The organism is Pseudomonas sp. SC3(2021) (assembly GCF_019856535.1).
In the GTDB taxonomy this organism is placed as follows: domain Bacteria; phylum Pseudomonadota; class Gammaproteobacteria; order Pseudomonadales; family Pseudomonadaceae; genus Aquipseudomonas; species Aquipseudomonas monsensis.
Genome location: NZ_CP082236.1, coordinates 5,990,054 through 6,011,083, shown reverse-complemented (window position 1 = coordinate 6,011,083; position 21,030 = coordinate 5,990,054). Strand labels below are relative to the sequence as shown.

Sequence of the window (21,030 nt, the reverse complement as noted above, 5' to 3'; positions counted from 1 at the left end):
GGCACCTTTTTTCATTGCTGTAAAAGTCATCCGACCGGTCAGCTTTGATGCTGTTAGCAAGAGCTGAGCCAAGGCGTTCGAAAAGCAAAAAAACGCCCGATCGGCTGCTGAAAAACAGTCGATTGAGCGTGTTTTCGGGATGCCTCGGTACTGACCGGGGCCGGGATAAGTTGGCCCGCTGGTCAGGAATTAAATCCGGGCTTTTTTTTAGACCGAATTCAAGAGGCCGCGGAGAATACTGACTCCTCGGCCAGCTCTCAAGTGCCCCGCAACAGAGCACCGACGACAGGTATGGGGCACGGTTGCGGGCCATCTTAAAAGTGCACCTTCACCAGCAGGCTGGCGGTGTTCTGGTTGGTGTCGAAGTTGTGGCTGCTTTCAATGCCGTATTTATTCTTCCAATAGCTGTATTCGGTACCGACATACAGCTGCTTCTGACGCCAGCCCAAGGCCTTGCCCAGGTCGTACTTGATCTGCGGATTGATGTGCAGGTTGGCGTGGTAGGTGCCGCGCGAGTTCTCATCGTTGTCGACCACCCAGTCCAGATAGCCGTCGATCAGCACATCGGAATTGCCCAGGGGAAAGCTGTAGGACCAGCCGGGGGTGATCTGCCAGACGCCGTCGCCGGGGCGCGGGCCTTCGGTCTGGCGGCGGAAGATGTTCAGGGTCACGTAGTTGAAGCCCGGCACCTTGAGGTCGAAACCGGGGCCGATCAGGTAGGCCTCGCTCTCGCCTTCGCCGTACTCGTAGGTCATCGCCAGCAGCACGTCCTTGATCGGCCCGAATTCGAGCTTGCGGTCGAAGATCTTGCCGAACGAGAAGCGTGGGGTGAATTCGCCGTAGAAGGTATGGGGGCCTTTGTTGCGGTCTTCCTGGCCGTTGTAGAAGATTTTGTCGACGAACAGGAAGTTGTCGCCGTACTTCCATTTGTCAACGTGTTCGAACGTCACCGTCTGCTGGATCGACGGGTTGATCGCGAAGTTCTTGCCATACAGATAGCTCAGGCTGTTGGTCTGCCACAGCAGTAAATCGCCGGCCATGGCCTGACTCGCGGCCAGCAGGCCGCCACTCAACAGAACGTTGGTTTGCGTGCGAATCATCTGGTGCTCCCTCTTGTTTTTATTGTTTGAGGCGCAGAGCGGTTGCTTGCCCCCTGTGGGAGCGAGCTCGCTCGCGAAGAGGGCGTGTCAGTCGCCATCACTGTTGAATGACGCACCGCTTTCGCGAGCAAGCTCGCTCCCACAGGGTTATTTCGTTAGTGCTGGTGCGCGTGGCAGTCGTTGATCGCTGCGCGCTCTTTGCCGCCAAGGATGTTGAACAGCAGGTTCAGCGTCAGCGCGCTGAGCGTGGCCATGGCGATGCCGCTGTGGGTGATCGGGCTCATCCACATTGGCAGGTGGGCGAAGAACTCCGGACGCACCACCGGGATCAGGCCCATACCGATGCTCACCGCCACCAGCAGTTGGTTGCGACGGTCACCGATGTCGGCTTCCTGGAGGATCTTGATGCCGGTTGCGGCAACCATGCCGAACATCGCAATCGCTGCGCCGCCCAACACCGCCGGTGGAATCGACGCGACGAGGAACGCGGCTTTCGGCAGCAGGCTCAACACGATCAGCAGGCCGCCGGCAACGATGGTCACCGAGCGGCAGCGCACGCCGGTCATCTGCACCAGGCCGATGTTCTGCGCGAACGAGGAGTGGGTGAAGGTGTTGAAGAAACCGGCGACGAACGAGGCGCCGGCATCGCACAGCAGGCCGCGACGCAGCATCCGTGGGCAGACTTCCTGGTCGGTGATCTTGCCCAGCGCCAGAAACATCCCGGTGGACTCGACGAAGATGATCACCACCACCAGGCACATCGACAGAATCGGCGCGAGTTCGAATTTCGGCATGCCGAAATGCAGCGGGGTGACGAACTGAATCCATGGCGCGTTGGCCATGCCGCTCAGATCGACCATGCCGAGCGCGCCGCACAGCACGTAGCCGATGCACATGCCGATCAGCACGGAAATGTTGACCCAGAAACCGCGCATGAAACGGTGGATCAGCAGAATGGTCGCCAGCACCAGTGCGGCGATGGCCAGGTAAATTGGTGAACCGAATTGCGCAGCGGCGGCACCGCCTCCGGCCCAGTTCACGGCCACGGGGAACAGCGACAAACCGATCGAGGTGATGACCGTGCCGGTCACCAGCGGCGGGAAGAAGCGCACGACCTTGGACATGAAAGGCGCAATGAGCATGCCGAAGAACCCAGCGGCGATCGTCGCACCGAAGATGCCTTGCAGGCCGATACCGGGCATGCCGGCCATGGCAACCATGCTGCCGACGGCGGCAAAACTGGCGCCCATCATCACCGGCATGCGAATGCCCATCGGGCCGATACCCAAGGACTGCACGATGGTGGCGACACCGGCGACCAGCAGGTCGGCGTTGATCAGGAAGGCAATTTCTTCACGACTCAGGCCAGCGGCCTGTCCAATGATCAGCGGCACCGCGATGGCACCACCGTACATCAGCAGAACATGTTGCAAACCGACCAGGATCAGTTGCAAAAGGGGCAAACGCTGAATGGCGGGTGCGTCGGGGATGCGCGCTTTGGACAGCTCGGACATGCAACACCTCGGATCTTTTTATTCTTGTGATTGAACAGCTGCCGGGTTGCTCACAGCTGTTTCTTTGCATCAGGTCAACCGCGTTGCGGCCAATCGCTGGCAAGCCAGCTCCCACACAGGCAGTGCAAAACCCTGTGGGAGCTGGCTTGCCAGCGATGCTTTTACTGCTTAGTTGGTCTGCGCTCCCTGGGCGATCCATGCACCAATCAGGTCACGTTCCTGCTGGGTCATCTGCGTGATGTTGCCCAGTGGCATGATCTGCGTGGTGATGGCTTGCGCCTGGATGCGTGCCGCGTTCTGGCGAATTTGCTCAGGGGTGTCGAGCATCACACCCGCCGGAGCTGCGCTGAACAACGGGCTGGTTGGTTTGGCCGAATGGCAAACCGTGCAACGCTCTTGAATCACGTTGTGCACTTTGTCGAAGCCAGGCCCTGCGTTGGAGGCTTGCGCCGGTGCTGCTGCAGGTTCGGCAGGGGCTGCCGGTGCCGCTTCAGCCGGTTTCAAGCCGCCGCCCAGTGCCGTTTCCGGCAGCGGTTGGTACTCGATTTTGGCTGGCGCCTTGGCCACTTCCGGCGCGGTCGACATCGGCATCGGGCCGGTGACGTACGCCAGACTGATCATGCCCACCGCTGCCACAGGCAAGGTCCAGGCAAACTTGTGGCTGTCATGACGGGTGTTGAAGTAGTGACGCACCAACACCGCCAACACTGCAATCCCGGCCAGGATCAACCAGTTGTACTGGCTGCCGTAAGTGCTCGGGAAGTGGTTGCTGATCATGATGAACAGCACCGGCAGGGTGAAGTAGTTGTTGTGACGCGAACGCAACAGACCCTTGGCTGGCAGCGCCGGATCCGGCGTGCGGTTCTCGGCAATCGCGGCAACCAGTGCACGTTGCGCCGGCATGATGATGCGGAACACGTTACCGACCATGATGGTGCCGATGATCGCGCCGACGTGCAGGTACGCACCACGACCGCTGAACACTTTGCTGAAGCCATACGCTGCGCCGATGATCAGCACGAACAGAATGAAGCCGAGCAGAGCAGGGCGTTTGCCCAGGGCCGAGTCGCACAGGAAGGAGTAGATGAACCAGCCGAGGAACAGCGAGCCGATACCGATGGCCACGCCTTCAGGGCCGCTCAGTGTGCTGCCCGGAGCCAGCAGGTAGAGCGTCGGATTGGAGTAGAACACCACGCACAGCAGCGCGATCCCCGACATCCAGGTGAAGTAGGCTTCCCATTTAAACCAGTGCAGGTTCTCCGGCATCGACGGTGGGGCCAGTTTGTATTTTTCCAGGTGATAGATACCGCCGCCGTGGATCGCCCACAGGTCACCGGCCAGACCGGTTTTCGGGTTGACGCGGTTGAGGTTGTTCTCCAGCCAGACGAAGTAGAACGACGCGCCGATCCAGGCCACGCCAGTGATCATGTGAACCCAGCGCACGCTCAGGTTCAGCCATTCCAACAGATGTGCTTCCACAGTCTTTACCTCTCGCCTGTCACTCTTGTTGTCGAGTGATCAGACCTTCTCTTATTGGTGGGGGGCGAGGATCAAACGCTCATCCTCTTTGAAAAAATGCTCATCGCAGTTATTGCCTGTGCCACTGCGATCAACCACCAGGAAGTCATCCCGCTTTTCGATCGTCAGCACCGGGTGGTGCCAGACGCCGCGATGGTAATTAATGCCCTGCCTGCCGTTGGTGACGAAGGCGCGGACCAAGCCTGATACAGGTTCATCGCCAACTGGCGCGACCACGATCAGAAAGGGGTTGCCGAGCAGCGGAATGAAAGCCTGGCTGCCCAGCGGATGGCGTTCCAGCATGCAAACGGTCAGCGGCATGTCCTGCGCGTCGGCGCGGAAAATGCTGATGATCGCGTTGTCCTCAGGCGTAGCGGTTTCGACCGTCGCCAGTTTATGGAAGCGCATGGTCGAACCGTTGTTGATCATGAAGTGATCGCTGCCGTCGGTTTCGATCACGTCACCGAAGGGGGCGAAGGCTTCTTTGGTCAGCGGTTCAATCGTCAGTGTGCGCATGCTGTTCTTCTTATCCAAAATTCTGTGTTGACTGTACCGACGCCTTCGCGAGCAAGCTCGCTCCCACAGGGGAATGCATTCCAAATGTGGGAGCGAGCTTGCTCGCGAATAGCCTCACTGCTTATTTAGCGACCTTGCCCAATACACGCAGGCGACTCACACCACCATCCGGGAACACGTTCAGGCGGATGTGGGTGATCGGGCCCAGTGCCTTGATCTGTTCGACGAAGGTGTGTTCGGCGTGCATTTCCAGCTTCTGGCTCGGCAGCAGTTCACGCCAGAACAGCGACTGGGTTTCGATCTGGCTGTCAGTACCGCCTTTCACGAACGCGCCCTGGATCGAGCAGGTGTCTGGGTAGTTGCCCTTGAAGTGCAGGGTGTCGACGATGATTTTTTCGATCTCGCCCGGGTGGCCCAGTGCGACGATCACCCAGTCATTGCCCGGGGTACGACGACGTGCGGTTTCCCAGCCGTCGCCCATGTTGATGCCACGGCCCGGGTTGAGGATGTTGCTCATGCGGCCGAAGTGTTCGTCGGAGCAGGCGAGGGCGCGGCCACCGTTCAGGGCTGCAGCCAGGTCGACTTGCTCGTTGTCGCCAACCGCCGACCAGTCGCGGAACGGAATGCCGTACACGCGCAGACGGGCCACACCGCCATCCGGGTAGATATTGAAGCGCAGGTGGCTGAAGGCTTTGTCGTTGCTGATTTCGTGGTAGTGGTGGCTGTTGCCCTGCAGCTCGACGGCCGACAGCACTTCAGTCCACTGGGTGTTTTCGTCCGGCTCGCCCGAGGCCAGGAAGCACGCTTCCAGCGAGGCCGATGGCGGGAAGTTGCCGGTGAAGAATGAAGTGTCGATGTCCACGCCTTTGATCGAGCCCGGTACGCCCAGACGGATTACGGCGCTGTCGAAGCCTTCGAAGCGCTTGCGGCGCGATTCCCAGCCGTCCATCCACTTGCCGTTGTCGTCGAACACCCCCTCCTTCCACACGGCCGGGGTCGGCTGAAACAGACGATTGGCGTCTGCGAACCAGTCATCGGTGACCGAGATGATTTTGGTGCCCAGACGGGCATCGGCCAGGTTGACGAACTTCTCGAAAGGTACGGCGTAAGCTTTCATTCTTCTTGTCTGCCTTTAAATAAGTGGCTGGGGATGCTTGCAAGACCCTGGGTACTCTCCGCGTTTGATGTACTCGGGTCAGGCTCGCTATAGGGTCAGTAAACGGAACAGGGCAATCTTGTTGATCTCCGCCAGCGCGCATTTGAATTCGGTATCGACCGAGTTGTGAATGCGCGTTTCGAACGCCGCGAGGATCTGATGCCGGTTGCTGCCTTTTACCGCCATGATGAAGGGAAACTTGAACTTGGCCTTGTAGGCGTCGTTCAGCTCGGTGAAGCGCTGGAACTCTTCGGCCGTGCATTGGTGAATCCCCGCGCCAGACTGTTCTTCAGTACTGGCCGCGGTAAGCTGGCCCTGGACGGCGGCTTTGCCGGCCAGGTCCGGGTGAGCGTTGATCAGCGCAAGCTGGCTGGCGTGATCGGCGCTCAACAGGATGTCGCTCATGCGCTGGTGCAGGGTTTCGATCTCGTCGATCGAAGCGTCCGCGCCCAGGTCGTAGGCCTTCTCGGCCACCCATGGCGAATGTTCGTAGATGTCGGCGAAGGCGTTGACGAAGGCGTCGCGGCTCAGGCTCGACGGTTGCAGGGTTTGAAAGCGGCTCATTTGGCGGCCCCTTGGTACGGGTGGGTTGCGTGCCAGTGGCGTGCGATGTCGACGCGACGGCTGAACCACACCTGTTCATGACTTTTGGCGTATTCGATGAAGCGCTTGAGCGACGCCAGACGCGCCGGACGACCGATCAGGCGGCAGTGCAGACCGATCGAAAGCATCTTCGGCGCTTCGGCGCCCTCGGCGTAGAGCACGTCGAATGCGTCTTTGAGGTATTCGAAGAAATCGTCGCCCTTGTTGAAACCCTGCACCTGGGTGAAGCGCATGTCGTTGGTGTCGAGGGTGTACGGGATCACCAGATGCGGCTTGCCGGTCGGGTTGTTCGGTTCCCAGTAAGGCAGGTCGTCGTCGTAGGTGTCGCAGTCGTAGAGGAAACCGCCTTCTTCCATCACCAGGCGACGGGTGTTCGGGCCGGTGCGGCCGGTGTACCAGCCCAATGGGCGCTCGCCGGTGATTTCGGTGAGGATACGGATTGCTTCGAGCATGTGCTCGCGTTCCTGCGCCTCGTCCATGTACTGGTAGTCGATCCAGCGGTAGCCGTGGCTGCAAATCTCGTGACCGGCTTCGACCATCGCACGGATCACGTCCGGGTGACGCTGGGCGGCCATGGCCACGGCGAAGATGGTCAGCGGAATGTCGAATTCCTTGAACAGTTTGAGGATCCGCCAGACACCGGCGCGGCTGCCATACTCGTAAAGCGATTCCATGCTCATGTTGCGCGCGCCCTGCAGCGGCTGGGCGGCAACCATCTCGGAGAGGAACGCTTCGGATTCTTTGTCGCCGTGCAGGATGTTGCGCTCGCCGCCTTCTTCGTAATTGAGCACGAACGACAGGGCGATGCGGGCATTGCCCGGCCAGTGGGGGTGAGGAGGGTTACTGCCGTAACCGATCAGGTCGCGTGGGTAGTCAGCGCTCACTGCAGTCTTCCTTCTTGTTCGTTGACAGAGGGTGTGGCGGCCTGGCGGTGAGTAAGCAGGCTGGCGTCACAGCGATGGGCTGATTGTATACAACTTTATTCGCAATTTGTAAGCCTGAATTTTCGCATTTTTCACCGACTGTCATCTTTTGCTGTTAAGGGCGTGAGCCTGCAAGAAACCTGCCTGATCAGTCAGCTAATGGATCGCAGGTTCAATAGACAGGCGCTTAAGCACCCAATAAGAGGTAAACGCCCGAATGGCGGGGGTGAAGTAAAAAATGTCGTTTTTATTGTGTACAATTTTTATTAAAAGTGTCTTAATCAATCGCTCGCCGCAGCGTTTCGTGCTCCGAATCGGTGCGGTCTCCTTTTCAACTGACTTCGGGAGGCGCGAAGTCTGACTGCTTCCACGCAGGCAGGCGCGCAGAATCAATGGGACGTTTGACAACACACGTTTTGGACGCTGCACACGGTTGCCCGGGCAGTTCGATCAAGGTCGAGCTGTACCGCGTTGAAGGTTCGCATCTGGAATTGGTCGCCAGTGCGATTACCAACAGCGATGGCCGGGTCGATGCGCCGCTGCTGCAAGGCGATGACTACCGCACCGGGGTCTATCAGGTGCAGTTCCACGCCGGTGATTACTACCGCGCCCGTGGCGTGCAGTTACCGGAGCCGGCGTTTCTGGACGTGGTGGTGCTGCGTTTCGGCATTTCTGCCGAACAGGATCACTACCACGTGCCATTGCTGATTTCGCCATACAGCTATTCCACATACCGGGGCAGCTGACCCCCAAGCAGCTGCCCCCACCGGGAAGCGACTGCGCATATAGCTTCTTTGGTCTTTCGCCCGCTCACACTGCGGGCTTTTTTTCGTCTGCATGAGTGGCCTGTGCGGCTCGCCAGGCCGCTGGTTCCAGCCTGGCAGCACGGTTATTGCTGACGGAAAATAAAAAGACGCGATTGGCCATGCGGCTCCCGTTCCAGGTCGCCCATCAGGAAGATAACGTTGTTTTCGGCGAGCGCCTTGTTCAGCAGTGTCTTGTCGGCGGGATCATGTTTGTTCGTCAAGGCTCGGGTGCGCAGCCAGGTCCTGCTGGCGAACTCCAGGTAATGACCCTGCATCAAGGTCGGGAACAGCATGATGAATACCTGATCGACGCCTTGACGCTGAATTATCAGCGCATCCCGTTGCGCCGGTGCCGCCCGGAATGAAGGGGAGACGTGGTAGCCCTGATGCCTCAGCACCTGCTCGAACAGCGCCCGCAGTTCGCTGATGTGATACGAGTCACCGATGGTGCGCCATTGCGGGGGAATGCGCTGGAGATCGAAGTCGATCCGCTGAAGCCCCTCGCCGGAGACGGAGGGTTTGGGGATGTAGCGCTCGCCGGTTCTGGCAAGCGCGGGCAGTAACATCAACGGATCGACCAGATCCGGGCGGCTGGCCTTTTGCTCGGACAGGTTTGTCGACCTCTGCGCCCAATGCCGGAAGGTTTCAGACAGATCGTTAAGCCCGTAACCATTGAGCGCTTCGGCGTGATTGGCTCGATTGAACATGGCATGGGCGATCCTGCTGGCCGAGTGGTCGCAGATATAGGGAAACGTATCGCTGACGTATCGGGCCAGGGTTTGTCTGAACGGCAGGCCGTCGTCGACGCGCCAGGTGTCGATCGGACCGTCTGCCCCGGGGCCTTTATGTTTCACTGCGCTCCGAGGTTGCAGGTGTGGTGTGTTGCCCAGTGTCTGTTCGAAGGCGTTGAAATCGCTGGCGGAAAATTGCGGATGCTTGATAAACACCCGTGCGTCACTGCGGTGGCCGTTCTGGTCGACAATCGCATAGTGGCTGCCGTCGATTTCGATGGAATCGCCCAATTGCGGTTTTGTGGCATGTCCCCACGAATGCCAGTCAGCGTTGGCAAGGGGCGTAGACGCAAGGTGGATATCGTCTGTTTCAACCCGTCGCTGGCGTTTGCTCGTGCCTGACTGACGTTCATCCGGGACACGGCTGAGGCGACGGGTTGTTGTCGACGAGGGCTCTTGGCGGTCTGCAACACCTTGCGGTTTGCGTCGCCAAAGCGTCGTCCCGGGGACTGGCTCCACGAGGAATCCGGAAGGTGTCAGCTCGCTGGCGAAGGTCTGCTGGAAGTGTCCTTCACTGTTCCTGGCGACCATGACCGTTCCTTCCGCCATATCGACATAGGTTTTCTTGCGTTTGTCGTAGCGCACGCCGGCCAGTGTGTCGTGCGCACTGGTCAGCTGCGCGCTCAACTGGGGAGCGAGGAACACCGGGGGATGTGCCTGGGCGGAGTCAGGGATAGACGCGATCCAGGTTGCAGTGACGGGCTGGTGCGAGTACCAGTCCGCTTCCAGGCGCCAGCGTGGCTGCCCCTCGATCTTTCGCAACAGCGGCGCCGACACGCCCGGCGCAGAGGGCCAGGGGATCTCGACATCGCCATTGGCCTTCAATTCAGCCCGGTAATAAACGCCGTCTTCCAGGCGAGCATAGCGTTGCCCCAGCGGGTCTGAGTAGAGCCCGTCAACGGTTGCAGAAGGTCGCAACCGGTCAGCCTGCTCCGCCGGCAAGGAAATGGCTCTGAGGTTGCTTTCCAGCATGGCAGCGATCGGGTCAGGCGTTGTACTGACAGTGACCGAAGACGAAGGCGCGATATGACTCGCCGACGCACTGGAAGAGGGCCCCGGCAGTGGATCGCGACCCGGCATCATCGCGTCGGAGCCTGCGGCGTTCAGATGACGGCTCGAGGAGGGGGCGAGCGCCGTCCGCTGCAGCGGGGGCGCATCGTGCGGGCGCACACCGGTAATGGATTTTGGTGGTTTGGCCATTCATTTTTTCTCTGATCATGTGCAGTTGTAAAAAGCGCGGTAACCCTGTGTGGCTTGCGCAATGTTGATGTTCGGCAGAAAGGCGAGGTGCCGTGCGGTATATGTGTCTTGCGCGGAATTCAAATGATGCGAGGGGTTACGCAGGTTCCGGGACCTCGCCGGCGTACCGGCGAGGTGGACGCGTTATGCCGCGGGCACATTGATGGGGGGCACGGGCCTGGCGGGCAGTTGATGGCTGCAGCGGTGGGTGATTTTTAACTGTGAGTATTCGATGGGGGCGGAGTCGAGCAACCAGCCCTGCAAGGGGAAGCTGTAGGTCAGCGTTCCGGCGCTGTTATCGAGCGGCGCGATGTTTCTGACCCTGAGTTGTTTGTCGGCTACTGCGCTTAACCCTTCGGGCAAGGGCACTGCCGAATCCGGGACTGCAAAGAATCTTGCATCGAGCCCCTCGACATACACCCTGTCGAAGGAAAGGTCGATCGTGTGAACGAGGCCATTGGCTGATATGACCCGCACCTGATCAATCAGGTCATCGCTTTCATATTCCGGCAGATGAACCGTACACGTGCCTATCCGCAGCTGATTGTCTTGCAGGGTTATCCGGGCATTTCCCAGGGCAGTTGCATCGAACTCCCAGGTGGAAGCGAAGGGGAGCCTGACAGGAGCGCTGGCCAGGGCGCCCGGGGTTTTGATTTTGAGGGTGGTATCGGCGGCAAGGTGGACAAGGTAGGTAGAACCTTGTCCCACCAGATGCTCCATGGCCGTTTGTTCAGGGTAAGAGGTGAGTTTGGCGCAAGCGTCTCTTGCGCCGAGGTGATGGGCTTCGTTGGCGGGCAATTCAAAGGCAAACCGCGCGGATCGCCACTCCAGCGGCAACAACATGGGCGTAGTCCAGTGCGTGTGGGCATGCACCTTATAGTGCGCATTGACCGGTGCCGCGTCGGTTTCCGGGGTGAGTTGGGGGTTGAGGGCGACACCGTCGTTGAAAATCAGCACGTATCTGGCCTGGTTGCGAATGGCCATGGTGCGCAGAATCTTGATGACATTCATGGGATCCTGACCACCACGAGCATGGGAGAACCCCTTCAAGGTCAGTGTGTTCTGACCGAAGTGGTAGGTCAGGTCGCACCCGACAATCACGTCAGGAACCTCTTTTTCCGAGAGTGTTGCAAGGAAGTTCGCTTCGGCTTTGGTCAATTCGCTGCTGGAGTAGTCCAGATAGAGTTTTGTCACCGCATTGGCGCGCTCTACCGAATAGAAAGCAATGTGTTGCTGCACTCTGGGGAGGTAATAGCGTGCGTCGTTCTGGTGTTGAATGATGCATTCGGCGTCATAGAGAATAATCGGCCGCTCGGGTTGCCCCGGTTTGGTAATGACCATTTCGATTTCGACGAACGTGTCGTCGCTGGCGGTCTCCGGCAGCTCAGGGGTCAGATGGTAGCCATCTCGGGTGATGAAGATCAGTTTGTTGTTCTTCAAGCGCCACTGCTTATCGACTTTCCGGTAGACGTCGTGAATGAAGACCACGCTTTTGGCCTGATCATGAAAATCGAAGCCAGAGGTGATCACCAGCGTACTGCGTTTGATGAACCAGCTTTTGATCAGGTCCATTCGCCAGTTAAGGACGATGAAACTTTCCTCCTCCCCGTCTTCCGTGATGCACACGCGAGCCGCCTCATGGGCGATGAAATACTCATCCGTGCCAGCGCCGCCGTTTGCTGCGACCTCTTTGTGCAACAGATGGATCTGATCGTTTCCGGCGCCTGCGTTGATCGAGTCCTTGCCGCGGGCCTTGATGATGTTGCGTTGGTCGGAGCCGATGACGTGGCTTGCGCCGAACGGCACGGTATCCACGTTTTCGATACTGTCCAGGCGACTGTGCAAAACGCGTTTTCTGCGGCCTGGGTCAGCGGGGTCCGGGTTCATCGTGTGCAATGTCCCCGCCGATAAATGGACGCTGTAGCCGGCTTCGCCTCTGGCCCGTATCGGGTGAGCGCCGCCCAGTGACAACGTGTCTTCACCTGCACCGCCCTTCAGTATCGAAGGTGCGGTTATCGCGCTGGTGTCCTTGAGCTGATTGGCGGCGCCCTCGAAGACAAAGCGGTCATCCTTTTCACCGCCTGTGAGGTCTTTGACACCCGCCTTGTAATGGAAGGCGTTCGACTTCTTTTCGACGCCCTGTATCGAATCCCGGCCGTCACCGATGAACCACAGGACACCCTTGTGCTGTCCCGCCGTACCCAGTTCGGCGCCGGGCGTCTTGTCGGTGACGCCTGCGCGAGCGTCGAGGGTGTCGTCTCCGTCCTTGATCTGTGGAACGTTGACGGTTTCCCAGGCGTCCTGTTTGGTCCACCAGTTACGCGTCCACACCCGGGTCGGTTTCAGTTCGACGTCCCAGGCACCGTTGACGATGGCTTCGGTACTGTCCTTGAGTTCGCCATCGAGCAGTCTTCTGGCCGTGGCCTTCAGTTGCCTGGCGTGTTCGACCCGCGCTTTGGCGAGGGTGTAGCGATCCTGGACCTCTGCGTCGGGACTCATGAAGCAGAAGGTGAACCAGCCGGTACGCCAACGCTCCTCGTCGCTGAGTTCGATGTAGTCATCAATGTCATCCACCAGCCGCACCGCCCCATAAATCTGCGAGCCGACCGCCAGCATCAGGCCGGCGGCGAGGCCCACGGGACCGGCAAACGAAAAACCGGCCATCGCCGCAGCACCGAGGATCACGGTCATGGCAGCGCTGGTGATGCTCAATCCGGCTTCCACATAGTGATCCATGGCCGCTTTCCCGGTCGCGTTGCTGGCCGAATTGAACGCCCTGACCGCCATGTAGATATCGAACGGCAGGGTCAGCGCGCCGCCGATCAGACCACCGGAGCGGCTCAGCCGGAGGGCGAATCGGGTTCTGGCGAAGTCGCGGTAACCGGCTTGTCCGGCCTTCATCATTTGCGTCGCGATCTGGGTGATGGTGATGTCGGCGGCGATGGAGCCAGCCTCTGAAAGCAGACCGGCCGTGTTGATTGCGATCTCGGCGCGATCATTGAGTTTTATCGCCGAGACCAAACCGCGCAGCCCCATGAAAATGCCGAACGACTGAACGCCGACACTGGAACCCAGGGCGCCAAAGGTCTTGGCCCGCGCCACCCAGCGTGGCGTGTGCCGGGGTAAGCGGGCGTGGCTGAGGTCCAGTTTTTGTGCGCAATCCAGAAGTTTTGCGAGCTTGCGGTAATGGCCCTCCCGATCGAGACGGGTGGCGCGGCCTTCTCTGATCATGGGCGGTGCACTGAGCGGACGCTGGCTGGCGATCTCGAACAGCAGGGTCGACAGTCGGTCACTGTTCAGCGCCGTGGCGGACTTTATCTGCGCTTCGATTTTGGCTGGACTGAATTGCAACGCGTTGATGAAGGCGCGTCCGGGAATTCGAAAGAGGGTGTTTCTGCCATTCAGTGGCAGCCCGTCAATCGTCGCACCCAGGGCGTGAAGATACGCGCGCGTGACTGAGGCGGAGCCGATGTGCAGCGGACCGAATAAATCGTCGACCACATGCAATTGCCTGATGCGGTTTTTGTTCTTTGTACCTGCCTGCGACTGGGGGGCACGGTTCAGGTCGAGGGTCGAAGCTGTGCGTGCGTTGGCGTGAAAGCCCATGTCGGTGACGACCACAGCGTCAACTTGTATCGAGGCATCCTGGATAAGAGCGGCCATTGTGAACATCCTTGTTCTGGCAAATGGGTGTGAATGAAGCGAGGTTATGGTGGCGGGATTTTCGAGCTGATGTACATCGGCGGGTTGTTGCGATGTATTGCGCACGTGGCGGCGACCGGGGTGTTTCAAGTGCCCGGATGGAGGGGGGGCGCAGAAACAAAAAAGCCATCCCGTCGGTCGGGATGGCTTGTCTGGATATCAACTGGTCAGTGGCTGCTGAGCAAAGAGGCTGTGCCGGCACCGCCGAACAGTCCGGCGCTGATCCGGTTGAACCAGCTTTGTCCTTTGCCGCTGCGCAGGTAACGCGCGGCGCCATGGGCACCCAGGCCGTACGCCAGTTTGCAAAGCAGATCCAGCAGGGTCCAGGTGGCGATCATGATCAGCAACTGGGGCAGGAACGGTTGCTCGGCACTGAGGAACTGCGGCAGGAAGGCGGCGAAGAACAGGATGTCTTTCGGGTTGCTTGCGCCGAGCACGAATGCGCGCCCGAACAATGCGCGAAACCGCGGCACAGGCGCCGCTTGTGGCACTTCGGCGCCGACCGAGGGCTGGCGCGATTGCTGCCAGCTCTGCCAGGCGAGATAGAACAGGTACAGGGCGCCAACGATTTTCAGCGCACTGAACAGCTGTTCCGACGCCAGCAGCAGGGCGCCGAGGCCCAATGCCGAAGCGCTGAGCAGGCAGATCGACGCGGTGACCCCGCCGAGAAAGGCCGGGTAAGAACGGCGCAAACCGAAATTCAGACTGTTGCTGATCATCAGCAATGACAGGGGTCCCGGAATCAGGATCACCACCAGCGCAGCGCCGCTGAACAGCAGCCAGGTTTCCAGACTCATCACTTTGCTCCTTTTTTGTTGTACTCAAGAATGTGCAAAAGCCCCACCCGGTGGGGTGAGGCTGATTTGAAGCGTGAACCGCGTGACGCTTACAAGAAAATGAACTTGGCGATGAAGATCGCGCAGAGCACCCACAGGCTGACGGAAATCTCCTTGTACTTGCCGGTACCGGCCTTCAACGCCACGTAGGTGATGAAACCCAGTGCGATGCCGTCGGCGACCGAAAAGGTCAGCGGCATCATGATCGCGGTGACGATCGCCGGGATGGCATCGGTGGCTTCGTCCCACTCGATGTGGGCCATGCCACCCATCATCAGCATCGCAACGTAGATCAAGGCGCCGGCGGTGGCGTAAGCGGGAATCATGCCGGCCAGCGGTGCGAAAAACATTGCCGCTATAAATAGCACACCTACGGTGACGGCGGTAAGACCAGTCCGACCGCCAGCGGCTACACCGGCGGCACTTTCCACATAGCTTGTGACCGGAGGAACGCCCACCACGGCGCCGAAGACGCTGGAGGCACTGTCGGCTTTCATGGCGCGGGAGAGGTTTTCGATACGCCCGTCAGCGTTGACCAGATTGGCGCGCTGGGCGACGCCCATCAGAGTGCCGGCGGTGTCGAACATGTGCACAAAGAGGAAGGCCAGGACCACGCTGATCATGCTGACGTTGAACACACCTGCGATGTTCATCGCCATGAAGGTCGGCGCCAGGCTCGGCGGAGCCGACATGATGCCCGAGTAGTGCACGATGCCCAGGCCCCAGCCGGCCAGGGTCACGGTGATGATGCTGATGAGGATTGCGCCAAAGACCTTGTGATAGCTGAGGATCGCGATCATCAGGAAGCAGATCGCCGCCAGCAGCGGGCCGGGTTCACGCAGGGAGCCGAGCTTGATCAGAGTGGCCGGGCTATCGACGACGATGCCTGCGGTTTTCAGGCCGATCAGCCCGAGGAACAGACCGACACCGGCACCCATCGCAAAGCGCAGGCTGACTGGAATGCTGTTGAGCAGCCACTCGCGAATGCGCGAGAAGGTCAGGATCATGAACAGCACCCCGGAGACGAACACCGCACCCAGCGCAGTTTCCCAGTTGTAGCCCATGGTGCCGACCACGGTGTAGGTGAAGAACGCATTGAGGCCCATGCCCGGGGCCAGACCCACCGGCCAGTTGGCGTACAGGCCCATCAGCAGGCAGCCCAACGCGGCGGCGATGCAGGTGGCGACGAACGCGGCACCGTGATCGATCCCGGCATCGGCCATGATGTTCGGGTTGACGAAGATGATGTAAGCCATGGTGATGAAGGTTGTCAGACCGGCAATCAGTTCGGTCTTCACCGTGGTGCCGTGCAAGCTGAGTTTGAAGATGCGCTCCAGCACGCCGGTGCGTAAGGGCGGTGAGAGTTCCAACGTCGATGCTTCGGATTTGCGGCTTTCCACAGCGAGTACTCCTCAAGAGTTTTATTGTTATTTCCAGGGCCGGACCCATGAGGGGTGGCAGCGGCCCTTTGAGGCATACGCGAATTTGTTGACCATGCGGTCAGGAACTCGCACGCTGTGGATTATGCTTTTGTGTACAAATAAAGCAAATATTGTTTTTGGTTTTGTTTACGAAAGATCAGGCGATAGGGATATATCGCCCTCAAGTGCCCCATCGTTGGCAAGCCAGCTCCCAGAGGATTTGCGGGTTTCTCCCTATCTGCGGACGCCGTTATCTTTGTGGGAGCTGGCTTGCCAGCGATGAGGCCGGTTCAGTCAATCAAGATGTGACTGAGTGTTCCCAAGGGCCATATTCACCGCCAACCATCCATTCACCGCCGCCTCCCCAGCCTCGGCAAACACCCGCTCGAGCAGTTTCACCTGTTCACGCCGCAACGCCTGCTCGAACCTGGCGCCTTCAGCGGTCAACGCCAGCAGACGTTTCCGCTTGTCGGTCTCGGACGCCACGCTGTCCACCAAATGCATTTCCTGCAACTGACGCAACGGCATGTTCAGCGCCTGTTTACTCACTCCAAGCAATCCCAGTAATTCCTTCACACTGAGATTCGGGTAGCGCGCGATGAAAAATACGATGCGCTGATGCACCCGCGACAGGCCGCGACGCTCGAGCATTTCATCGGCCTTGGCGGTGAAGGCCTGATAGCCGAAGAAAAACGCTTCCATCGCTTGTTGCTGGCTAGCGGGATTTTTAAGGTCAAGCATATTGACGTACTCGCTCAAGCTGTCGTAGTTTCAGTCAACTAGTTTGACTCATTTTTTCCCTGCCTCGCTACCGGTGACCACCATGGCTTTTTCCGAACGTGTCTCGCGCCTTAAAAGTTCTCTGATCCGCGAAATCCTCGCCGCTGCCCAGCGTCCGGAAATGATGTCGTTCGCCGGTGGCCTCCCGGCTGAAGCCATGCTGCCGAAGGTCGAATGGGATGACATGCCGCTGTCGCTCGGCCAATACGGCATGAGCGAAGGCGAGCCGGCGTTGCGCGAGGCGTTGGCGGCAGAGGCGAGGGCGCTCGGCCTGGCGTGTGAGGCGAGTCAGGTGCTGGTGGTCAGCGGTTCCCAGCAAACCCTGGATCTGGCCGCCAAGCTCTACATCGACAAAGGCACCGAAATTCTGCTGGAAGCGCCGACTTACCTGGCGGCGTTGCAGATCTTCCAGTTATTCGGCGCCGATTGCCTGACCGTGGCGCAAGAATCCGATGGCCCGAACCTCGTGCAGTTACGCAGTCGCCTTGAACAGCATCGGCCCGCATTCATCTATCTGATTCCGACCTTCCAGAACCCGTCCGCCGTGCGCTACAGCGAAGCCAAACGCGCCGCCGTCGCGGCATTGCTCGATGAGTTCGGCGTGACCCTGATTGAAGACGAACCCTATCGTGAACTGACCTTCGATGGCGGCAGCGCCAAACCGATTGCCGGACGTTTGCAAAAAGCCAGCTGGATCTACACCGGGACCGTGTCGAAAACCCTGCTGCCGGGGTTGCGCGTGGGTTACCTGATCGCCAGCCCGGACCTGTTCCCGCACCTGCTGAAACTCAAACAATCGGCGGATCTGCACACCAATCGCATCGGTCAATGGCAGGCGCTGCAGTGGATTGGCAGTGAGAAATATCAGCAGCACTTGAGTGAGTTGCGCAGCTTCTATCGGCAGCGCCGCGATGCTTTTCAGTCAGCGCTGGAAACGCATTTTTCCGACCTGGCGGACTGGAACATGCCGCAGGGCGGGTTGTTTTTCTGGCTGACGCTCAAGCAACCGCTGGATACGCGCACCTTGCTCAACGAGGCGCTGGCCAACGACGTGGCGTTCATGCCGGGCGAACCGTTCTTTCCCGATCCCGATAAAAATCTTGGGCATCTGCGGCTGAATTTCAGCCACATCGATCCGGCGCGGCTGGATGAAGGACTGAAGCGGTTGGCGGCGGTGGTGCGGCAGGCGCAGATAGACAAAGCGGCGTGAAAAACAAATAAACCGGCTTGAGGGCCGGTTTATTGTTGTCTGGACTTTATGGTGACGGGGCGGGCCTCTTCGCGAGCAGGCCATCAGCCCCGGCAAAAATCCATCAGACTGCAGCGAAACGCTTGTCCAGATAATCAATGATCACCTTGGATTCATACATCCAGGTGGTCTGCCCATTCTCTTCAATGCGCAGGCACGGCACCTTGATCTTGCCGCCTTGGTCCAGCAGCGTCTGGCGATCCTGCGCGTTGTTCTTCGCATCCTTCAGCGCCACCGGTACATTCAGGCGACGCAGGGTGCGGCGGGTCTTCACGCAGAACGGGCAGGCGTGGAACTGATACAGGGTCAGGCCTTTTGCAGCAACGTTGACCTGGGCCTGAGTTTCGGCCGGGCGCTGTTTCTTGCCTGGACGGGTGATGAAGTCGATGAAGATGATCAGTTGGCCAAGGCCGACACGAAGCGCTTTTACGAACACGTTGAAAGCCTCACGGTGTAAATGGAGAAAGGCGCGCAGCTTACCCGATTTTTCACGGACGAAAAAAACCGGCGATCAACGCCGGTTTTTTTGTGTCGCCGATTACTTGATCAGGCTGAGGAACTCGCTGCGGGTCGCCGCGTTTTCACGGAACTCGCCGAGCATCACCGAAGTGATCATCGACGAATTCTGCTTCTCGACACCGCGCATCATCATGCACATGTGCTTGGCCTCGATCACCACGGCAACGCCCAGCGCGCCGGTGACTTGCATCACCGCATCGGCGATCTGGCGGCTGAGGTTTTCCTGGATCTGCAGGCGGCGGGCGTACATGTCGACGATTCGCGCGACCTTCGACAGGCCCAGCACTTTGCCGCTCGGGATGTACGCGACGTGGGCCTTGCCGATGAACGGCAGCAGGTGGTGTTCGCACAACGAGTACAGCTCGATGTCCTTGACCAGCACCATTTCGCTGTTGTCGGAGCTGAACAGGGCACCGTTGGTGACCTCTTCGAGCGTCTGTTCATAACCGCGGCAGAGGTACTGCATGGCTTTGGCGGCACGCTTTGGCGTGTCGAGCAGGCCCTCGCGGGACACGTCCTCGCCCAGTTGGCCGAGAATCGCGGTGTAATTCTGTTCCAGGGACATGAAACTACCTGTGGGGATTTTCGCAAAGGGCAAGGGTACGGTGGCGGACACAACCCTGCAAGTTCGGTGTGACGGGATTATTCGTCGCGGCCTTCCATCATGGTGCGTTTGAGCATCACATATACCGCGCCGGCACCGCCATGTCTGGCCTGGCACGAGCAGAAACCCAGGACCTGTGCGTGCTGACGCAACCAGGTATTGACGTGGCTTTTGATCATCGGTCGCTTGCCGTCCAGCCGCACAGCCTTGCCGTGGGTGACGCGCACGCAGCGGATTTCGAATTTTGTCGCTTCTGCCAGAAACGCCCAGAGGGTTTCCCGGGCCTTTTCCACGTTCATGCCGTGCAGGTCGAGGCTGCCTTCGAACGGGATCTGGCCGATCTTGAGCTTGCGCATCTGGCTTTCCTGCACCCCGTCGCGGGCCCACATCAACTCGTCTTCAGGACCGACGTCGATCACGAACTGATCGGACAGGCCATCCACGGTAGTGGTGTCGGTGCGCACGGTGGCGGACTGGCGCAGCTTGGCGATCTGGGCGCGGTCAGCCTTGGGTTTGCCGGTGTCGGCGCGGTCGTGCTTGATCGGCTTGACGCCTTGGATCGCACTTTTGAACAGGGAAAAATCGTCGTCTTGCATGTCAGCCTCCGCGAAGGGCGGCCAGTTTACCCAAGTCGAAACAAAACGGCCCGGCAAAAAGCCAGGCCATTGATCAGTCGTGTTTTTTCATCAGGTGCGGGGACATGTTCAGTTCCCGCGATTGCCGGGCGCGACGCCGGCAACGACGCCACAACGCCACGCCGAAATACAGGAACAACAAGCCGACCGCCAGGATGATCGCCGAACCCGTCGGCGTGGCATTCAGGTCGCCGAGGGCCGGTGGGCGCCCCAGCAGGCTGGCGGCCCCGGCCATCGCCAGCAGCACACCGAACGTCGCCAGAATGGCGGCGATCGCTGCGCCAAATCGAAAACGCCAGTTGCTTTGGCCTTTGGGCCGCAAGCGGCGTGCGTCAAATCCATCGGATAACTTCATTCCGACCTTCCTCAATGGGTATCGGCCCTTCGACCGGGAGTTGACCGGGTTGTTCCTGAGGCTAAGGCAATTGAAGCAAATGCGAGGCTTTTGTGGATGAGCGGCGCCGTGAGCCGCTCATCAGCGCAGATCAGATCAGGTCTTGAGTCAGCGTGAGGGTGGCGAAGTTATCAGCCATGATGGCCATTTCCGCTTCCTGCACCACAGCGGCGCTGAGCACACGGCCCTTGAATGGCAGGTCGCGGGTGGCACAAGCGTCTTCGACCAGCGTGCAGCGGAAGCCCAGGTTCTTCGCCGCACGCACGGTGGTGCTGACGCTGGAGTGGCTCATGAAACCGCAGACGATCAGGTCCAGCGAGCCGAGGTTCTGCAAGCGGTCGAGCAGTTCGGTGCCGTGGAAGGCGCTCGGCAACAGTTTGCCGATGATGGTTTCGTCACCCTGTGGCTCAAGACCGGGGATGAATTCGCCGCGCTCGCCTTGCGGGTCGAACAGGCCACCGACGGTGCCGAGATGACGCACGTGCACGATCGGCCGACCGGCTGCACGGGCCGCAGCGACCAGTTGTTTGATGTTCGCGACGGCCGCGTCCATGCCGCTCAGGGCCAGCGGGCCGCTGAGATACTCTTTCTGGGCATCAATGATGACCACGGTGGCATGGCTCAATGTGGCCGCTGCGTAACCGCGGCCGCTGAGTTGAAACATCGTTTTTGGAACGGACATTCTGGGGCTCCTTGGGGTGGGGCTTTTGCGACATTGTCCTCT

19 protein-coding genes are annotated in these 21,030 nt (G+C 59.5%); 2 read left to right on the top strand and 17 right to left on the bottom strand.

What is annotated here, in order from left to right:
* Positions 1 to 314 precede the first annotated feature (314 nt).
* The 7 genes from K5Y35_RS26625 to puuE form a co-directional block, all read right to left on the bottom strand.
* Entirely contained in the window at positions 315 to 1,100 is a 786-nt protein-coding gene (locus tag K5Y35_RS26625) for an outer membrane protein OmpK (protein WP_222833361.1), read from the bottom strand.
* Positions 1,101 to 1,255: 155 nt separating this feature from the next.
* Positions 1,256 to 2,614 carry a nucleobase:cation symporter-2 family protein gene (locus tag K5Y35_RS26620; RefSeq protein ID WP_123467409.1) on the bottom strand — a complete coding sequence of 453 codons (1,359 nt, stop codon included), beginning with the start codon at positions 2,612 to 2,614 and terminating at the stop codon, positions 1,256 to 1,258.
* 168 nt (positions 2,615 to 2,782) lie between these two features.
* Positions 2,783 to 4,093, bottom strand: a complete 1,311-nt coding sequence (locus tag K5Y35_RS26615) for a urate hydroxylase PuuD (RefSeq protein WP_222833360.1) — start codon at positions 4,091 to 4,093, stop codon at positions 2,783 to 2,785.
* A gap of 51 nt (positions 4,094 to 4,144) precedes the next feature.
* Positions 4,145 to 4,648, bottom strand: a complete 504-nt coding sequence (locus tag K5Y35_RS26610; RefSeq protein WP_016773758.1) for an ureidoglycolate lyase — start codon at positions 4,646 to 4,648, stop codon at positions 4,145 to 4,147.
* Between the two features lie 121 nt (positions 4,649 to 4,769).
* Positions 4,770 to 5,765, bottom strand: coding sequence for an allantoicase (alc, locus tag K5Y35_RS26605; RefSeq protein ID WP_128616521.1), 996 nt, complete (start codon positions 5,763 to 5,765; stop codon positions 4,770 to 4,772).
* A gap of 87 nt (positions 5,766 to 5,852) precedes the next feature.
* The gene (uraD, locus tag K5Y35_RS26600) at positions 5,853 to 6,368 is read right to left on the bottom strand and encodes a 2-oxo-4-hydroxy-4-carboxy-5-ureidoimidazoline decarboxylase (protein WP_186747529.1); all 516 of its coding nucleotides are present in this window, start codon (positions 6,366 to 6,368) and stop codon (positions 5,853 to 5,855) included.
* Positions 6,365 to 7,291: an allantoinase PuuE gene (gene puuE / locus K5Y35_RS26595; RefSeq protein WP_222833359.1), complete on the bottom strand. Its 927-nt coding sequence runs from the start codon at positions 7,289 to 7,291 to the stop codon at positions 6,365 to 6,367. The genes uraD and puuE overlap by 4 nt, the downstream gene beginning before the upstream one ends.
* 431 nt (positions 7,292 to 7,722) lie before the next feature.
* Here puuE and uraH point away from each other — a divergent pair, with 431 nt between their 5' ends.
* Positions 7,723 to 8,076, top strand: coding sequence for a hydroxyisourate hydrolase (uraH, locus tag K5Y35_RS26590; protein ID WP_003223171.1), 354 nt, complete (start codon positions 7,723 to 7,725; stop codon positions 8,074 to 8,076).
* A gap of 143 nt (positions 8,077 to 8,219) precedes the next feature.
* Here the strand turns inward: uraH and K5Y35_RS26585 are convergent, their stop codons facing one another.
* The 5 genes from K5Y35_RS26585 to K5Y35_RS26565 all read right to left on the bottom strand — a co-directional run bounded on the left by K5Y35_RS26585 (position 8,220) and on the right by K5Y35_RS26565 (position 16,866).
* Positions 8,220 to 10,127: a hypothetical protein gene (locus tag K5Y35_RS26585; RefSeq protein ID WP_222833358.1), complete on the bottom strand. Its 1,908-nt coding sequence runs from the start codon at positions 10,125 to 10,127 to the stop codon at positions 8,220 to 8,222.
* A 183-nt stretch (positions 10,128 to 10,310) separates the two neighbouring features.
* Positions 10,311 to 13,829, bottom strand: coding sequence for a calcium-binding protein (locus K5Y35_RS26580; RefSeq protein ID WP_222833357.1), 3,519 nt, complete (start codon positions 13,827 to 13,829; stop codon positions 10,311 to 10,313).
* 206 nt (positions 13,830 to 14,035) lie between these two features.
* The gene (locus tag K5Y35_RS26575) at positions 14,036 to 14,665 is read right to left on the bottom strand and encodes a LysE family translocator (RefSeq protein ID WP_123467396.1); all 630 of its coding nucleotides are present in this window, start codon (positions 14,663 to 14,665) and stop codon (positions 14,036 to 14,038) included.
* An 89-nt stretch (positions 14,666 to 14,754) separates the two neighbouring features.
* Positions 14,755 to 16,104, bottom strand: coding sequence for an NCS2 family permease (locus tag K5Y35_RS26570; protein WP_123467394.1), 1,350 nt, complete (start codon positions 16,102 to 16,104; stop codon positions 14,755 to 14,757).
* A gap of 315 nt (positions 16,105 to 16,419) precedes the next feature.
* Positions 16,420 to 16,866, bottom strand: a complete 447-nt coding sequence (locus K5Y35_RS26565) for a MarR family winged helix-turn-helix transcriptional regulator (RefSeq protein WP_128616531.1) — start codon at positions 16,864 to 16,866, stop codon at positions 16,420 to 16,422.
* Positions 16,867 to 16,948: 82 nt separating this feature from the next.
* Here K5Y35_RS26565 and K5Y35_RS26560 point away from each other — a divergent pair, with 82 nt between their 5' ends.
* Positions 16,949 to 18,115: a PLP-dependent aminotransferase family protein gene (locus tag K5Y35_RS26560; protein WP_222833356.1), complete on the top strand. Its 1,167-nt coding sequence runs from the start codon at positions 16,949 to 16,951 to the stop codon at positions 18,113 to 18,115.
* 103 nt (positions 18,116 to 18,218) lie between these two features.
* On the opposite strand, the gene K5Y35_RS26555 is transcribed toward K5Y35_RS26560, so the two are convergent.
* The 5 genes from K5Y35_RS26555 to K5Y35_RS26535 form a co-directional block, all read right to left on the bottom strand.
* Complete coding sequence (locus K5Y35_RS26555; protein WP_123467388.1) at positions 18,219 to 18,590, bottom strand: glutathione S-transferase N-terminal domain-containing protein; 372 nt, start codon at positions 18,588 to 18,590, stop codon at positions 18,219 to 18,221.
* A gap of 102 nt (positions 18,591 to 18,692) precedes the next feature.
* Complete coding sequence (gene folE, locus K5Y35_RS26550; protein ID WP_003442011.1) at positions 18,693 to 19,238, bottom strand: GTP cyclohydrolase I FolE; 546 nt, start codon at positions 19,236 to 19,238, stop codon at positions 18,693 to 18,695.
* A 77-nt stretch (positions 19,239 to 19,315) separates the two neighbouring features.
* On the bottom strand, positions 19,316 to 19,873 hold the full coding sequence (locus K5Y35_RS26545; RefSeq protein WP_123467386.1) for a Smr/MutS family protein: 558 nt from the start codon (positions 19,871 to 19,873) through the stop codon (positions 19,316 to 19,318).
* Positions 19,874 to 19,946: 73 nt separating this feature from the next.
* Positions 19,947 to 20,267, bottom strand: a complete 321-nt coding sequence (locus K5Y35_RS26540) for a hypothetical protein (RefSeq protein WP_003223191.1) — start codon at positions 20,265 to 20,267, stop codon at positions 19,947 to 19,949.
* Positions 20,268 to 20,397: 130 nt separating this feature from the next.
* Positions 20,398 to 20,988 carry a cysteine hydrolase family protein gene (locus K5Y35_RS26535; protein ID WP_222833355.1) on the bottom strand — a complete coding sequence of 197 codons (591 nt, stop codon included), beginning with the start codon at positions 20,986 to 20,988 and terminating at the stop codon, positions 20,398 to 20,400.
* Between the last annotated feature and the right edge of the window lie 42 nt (positions 20,989 to 21,030).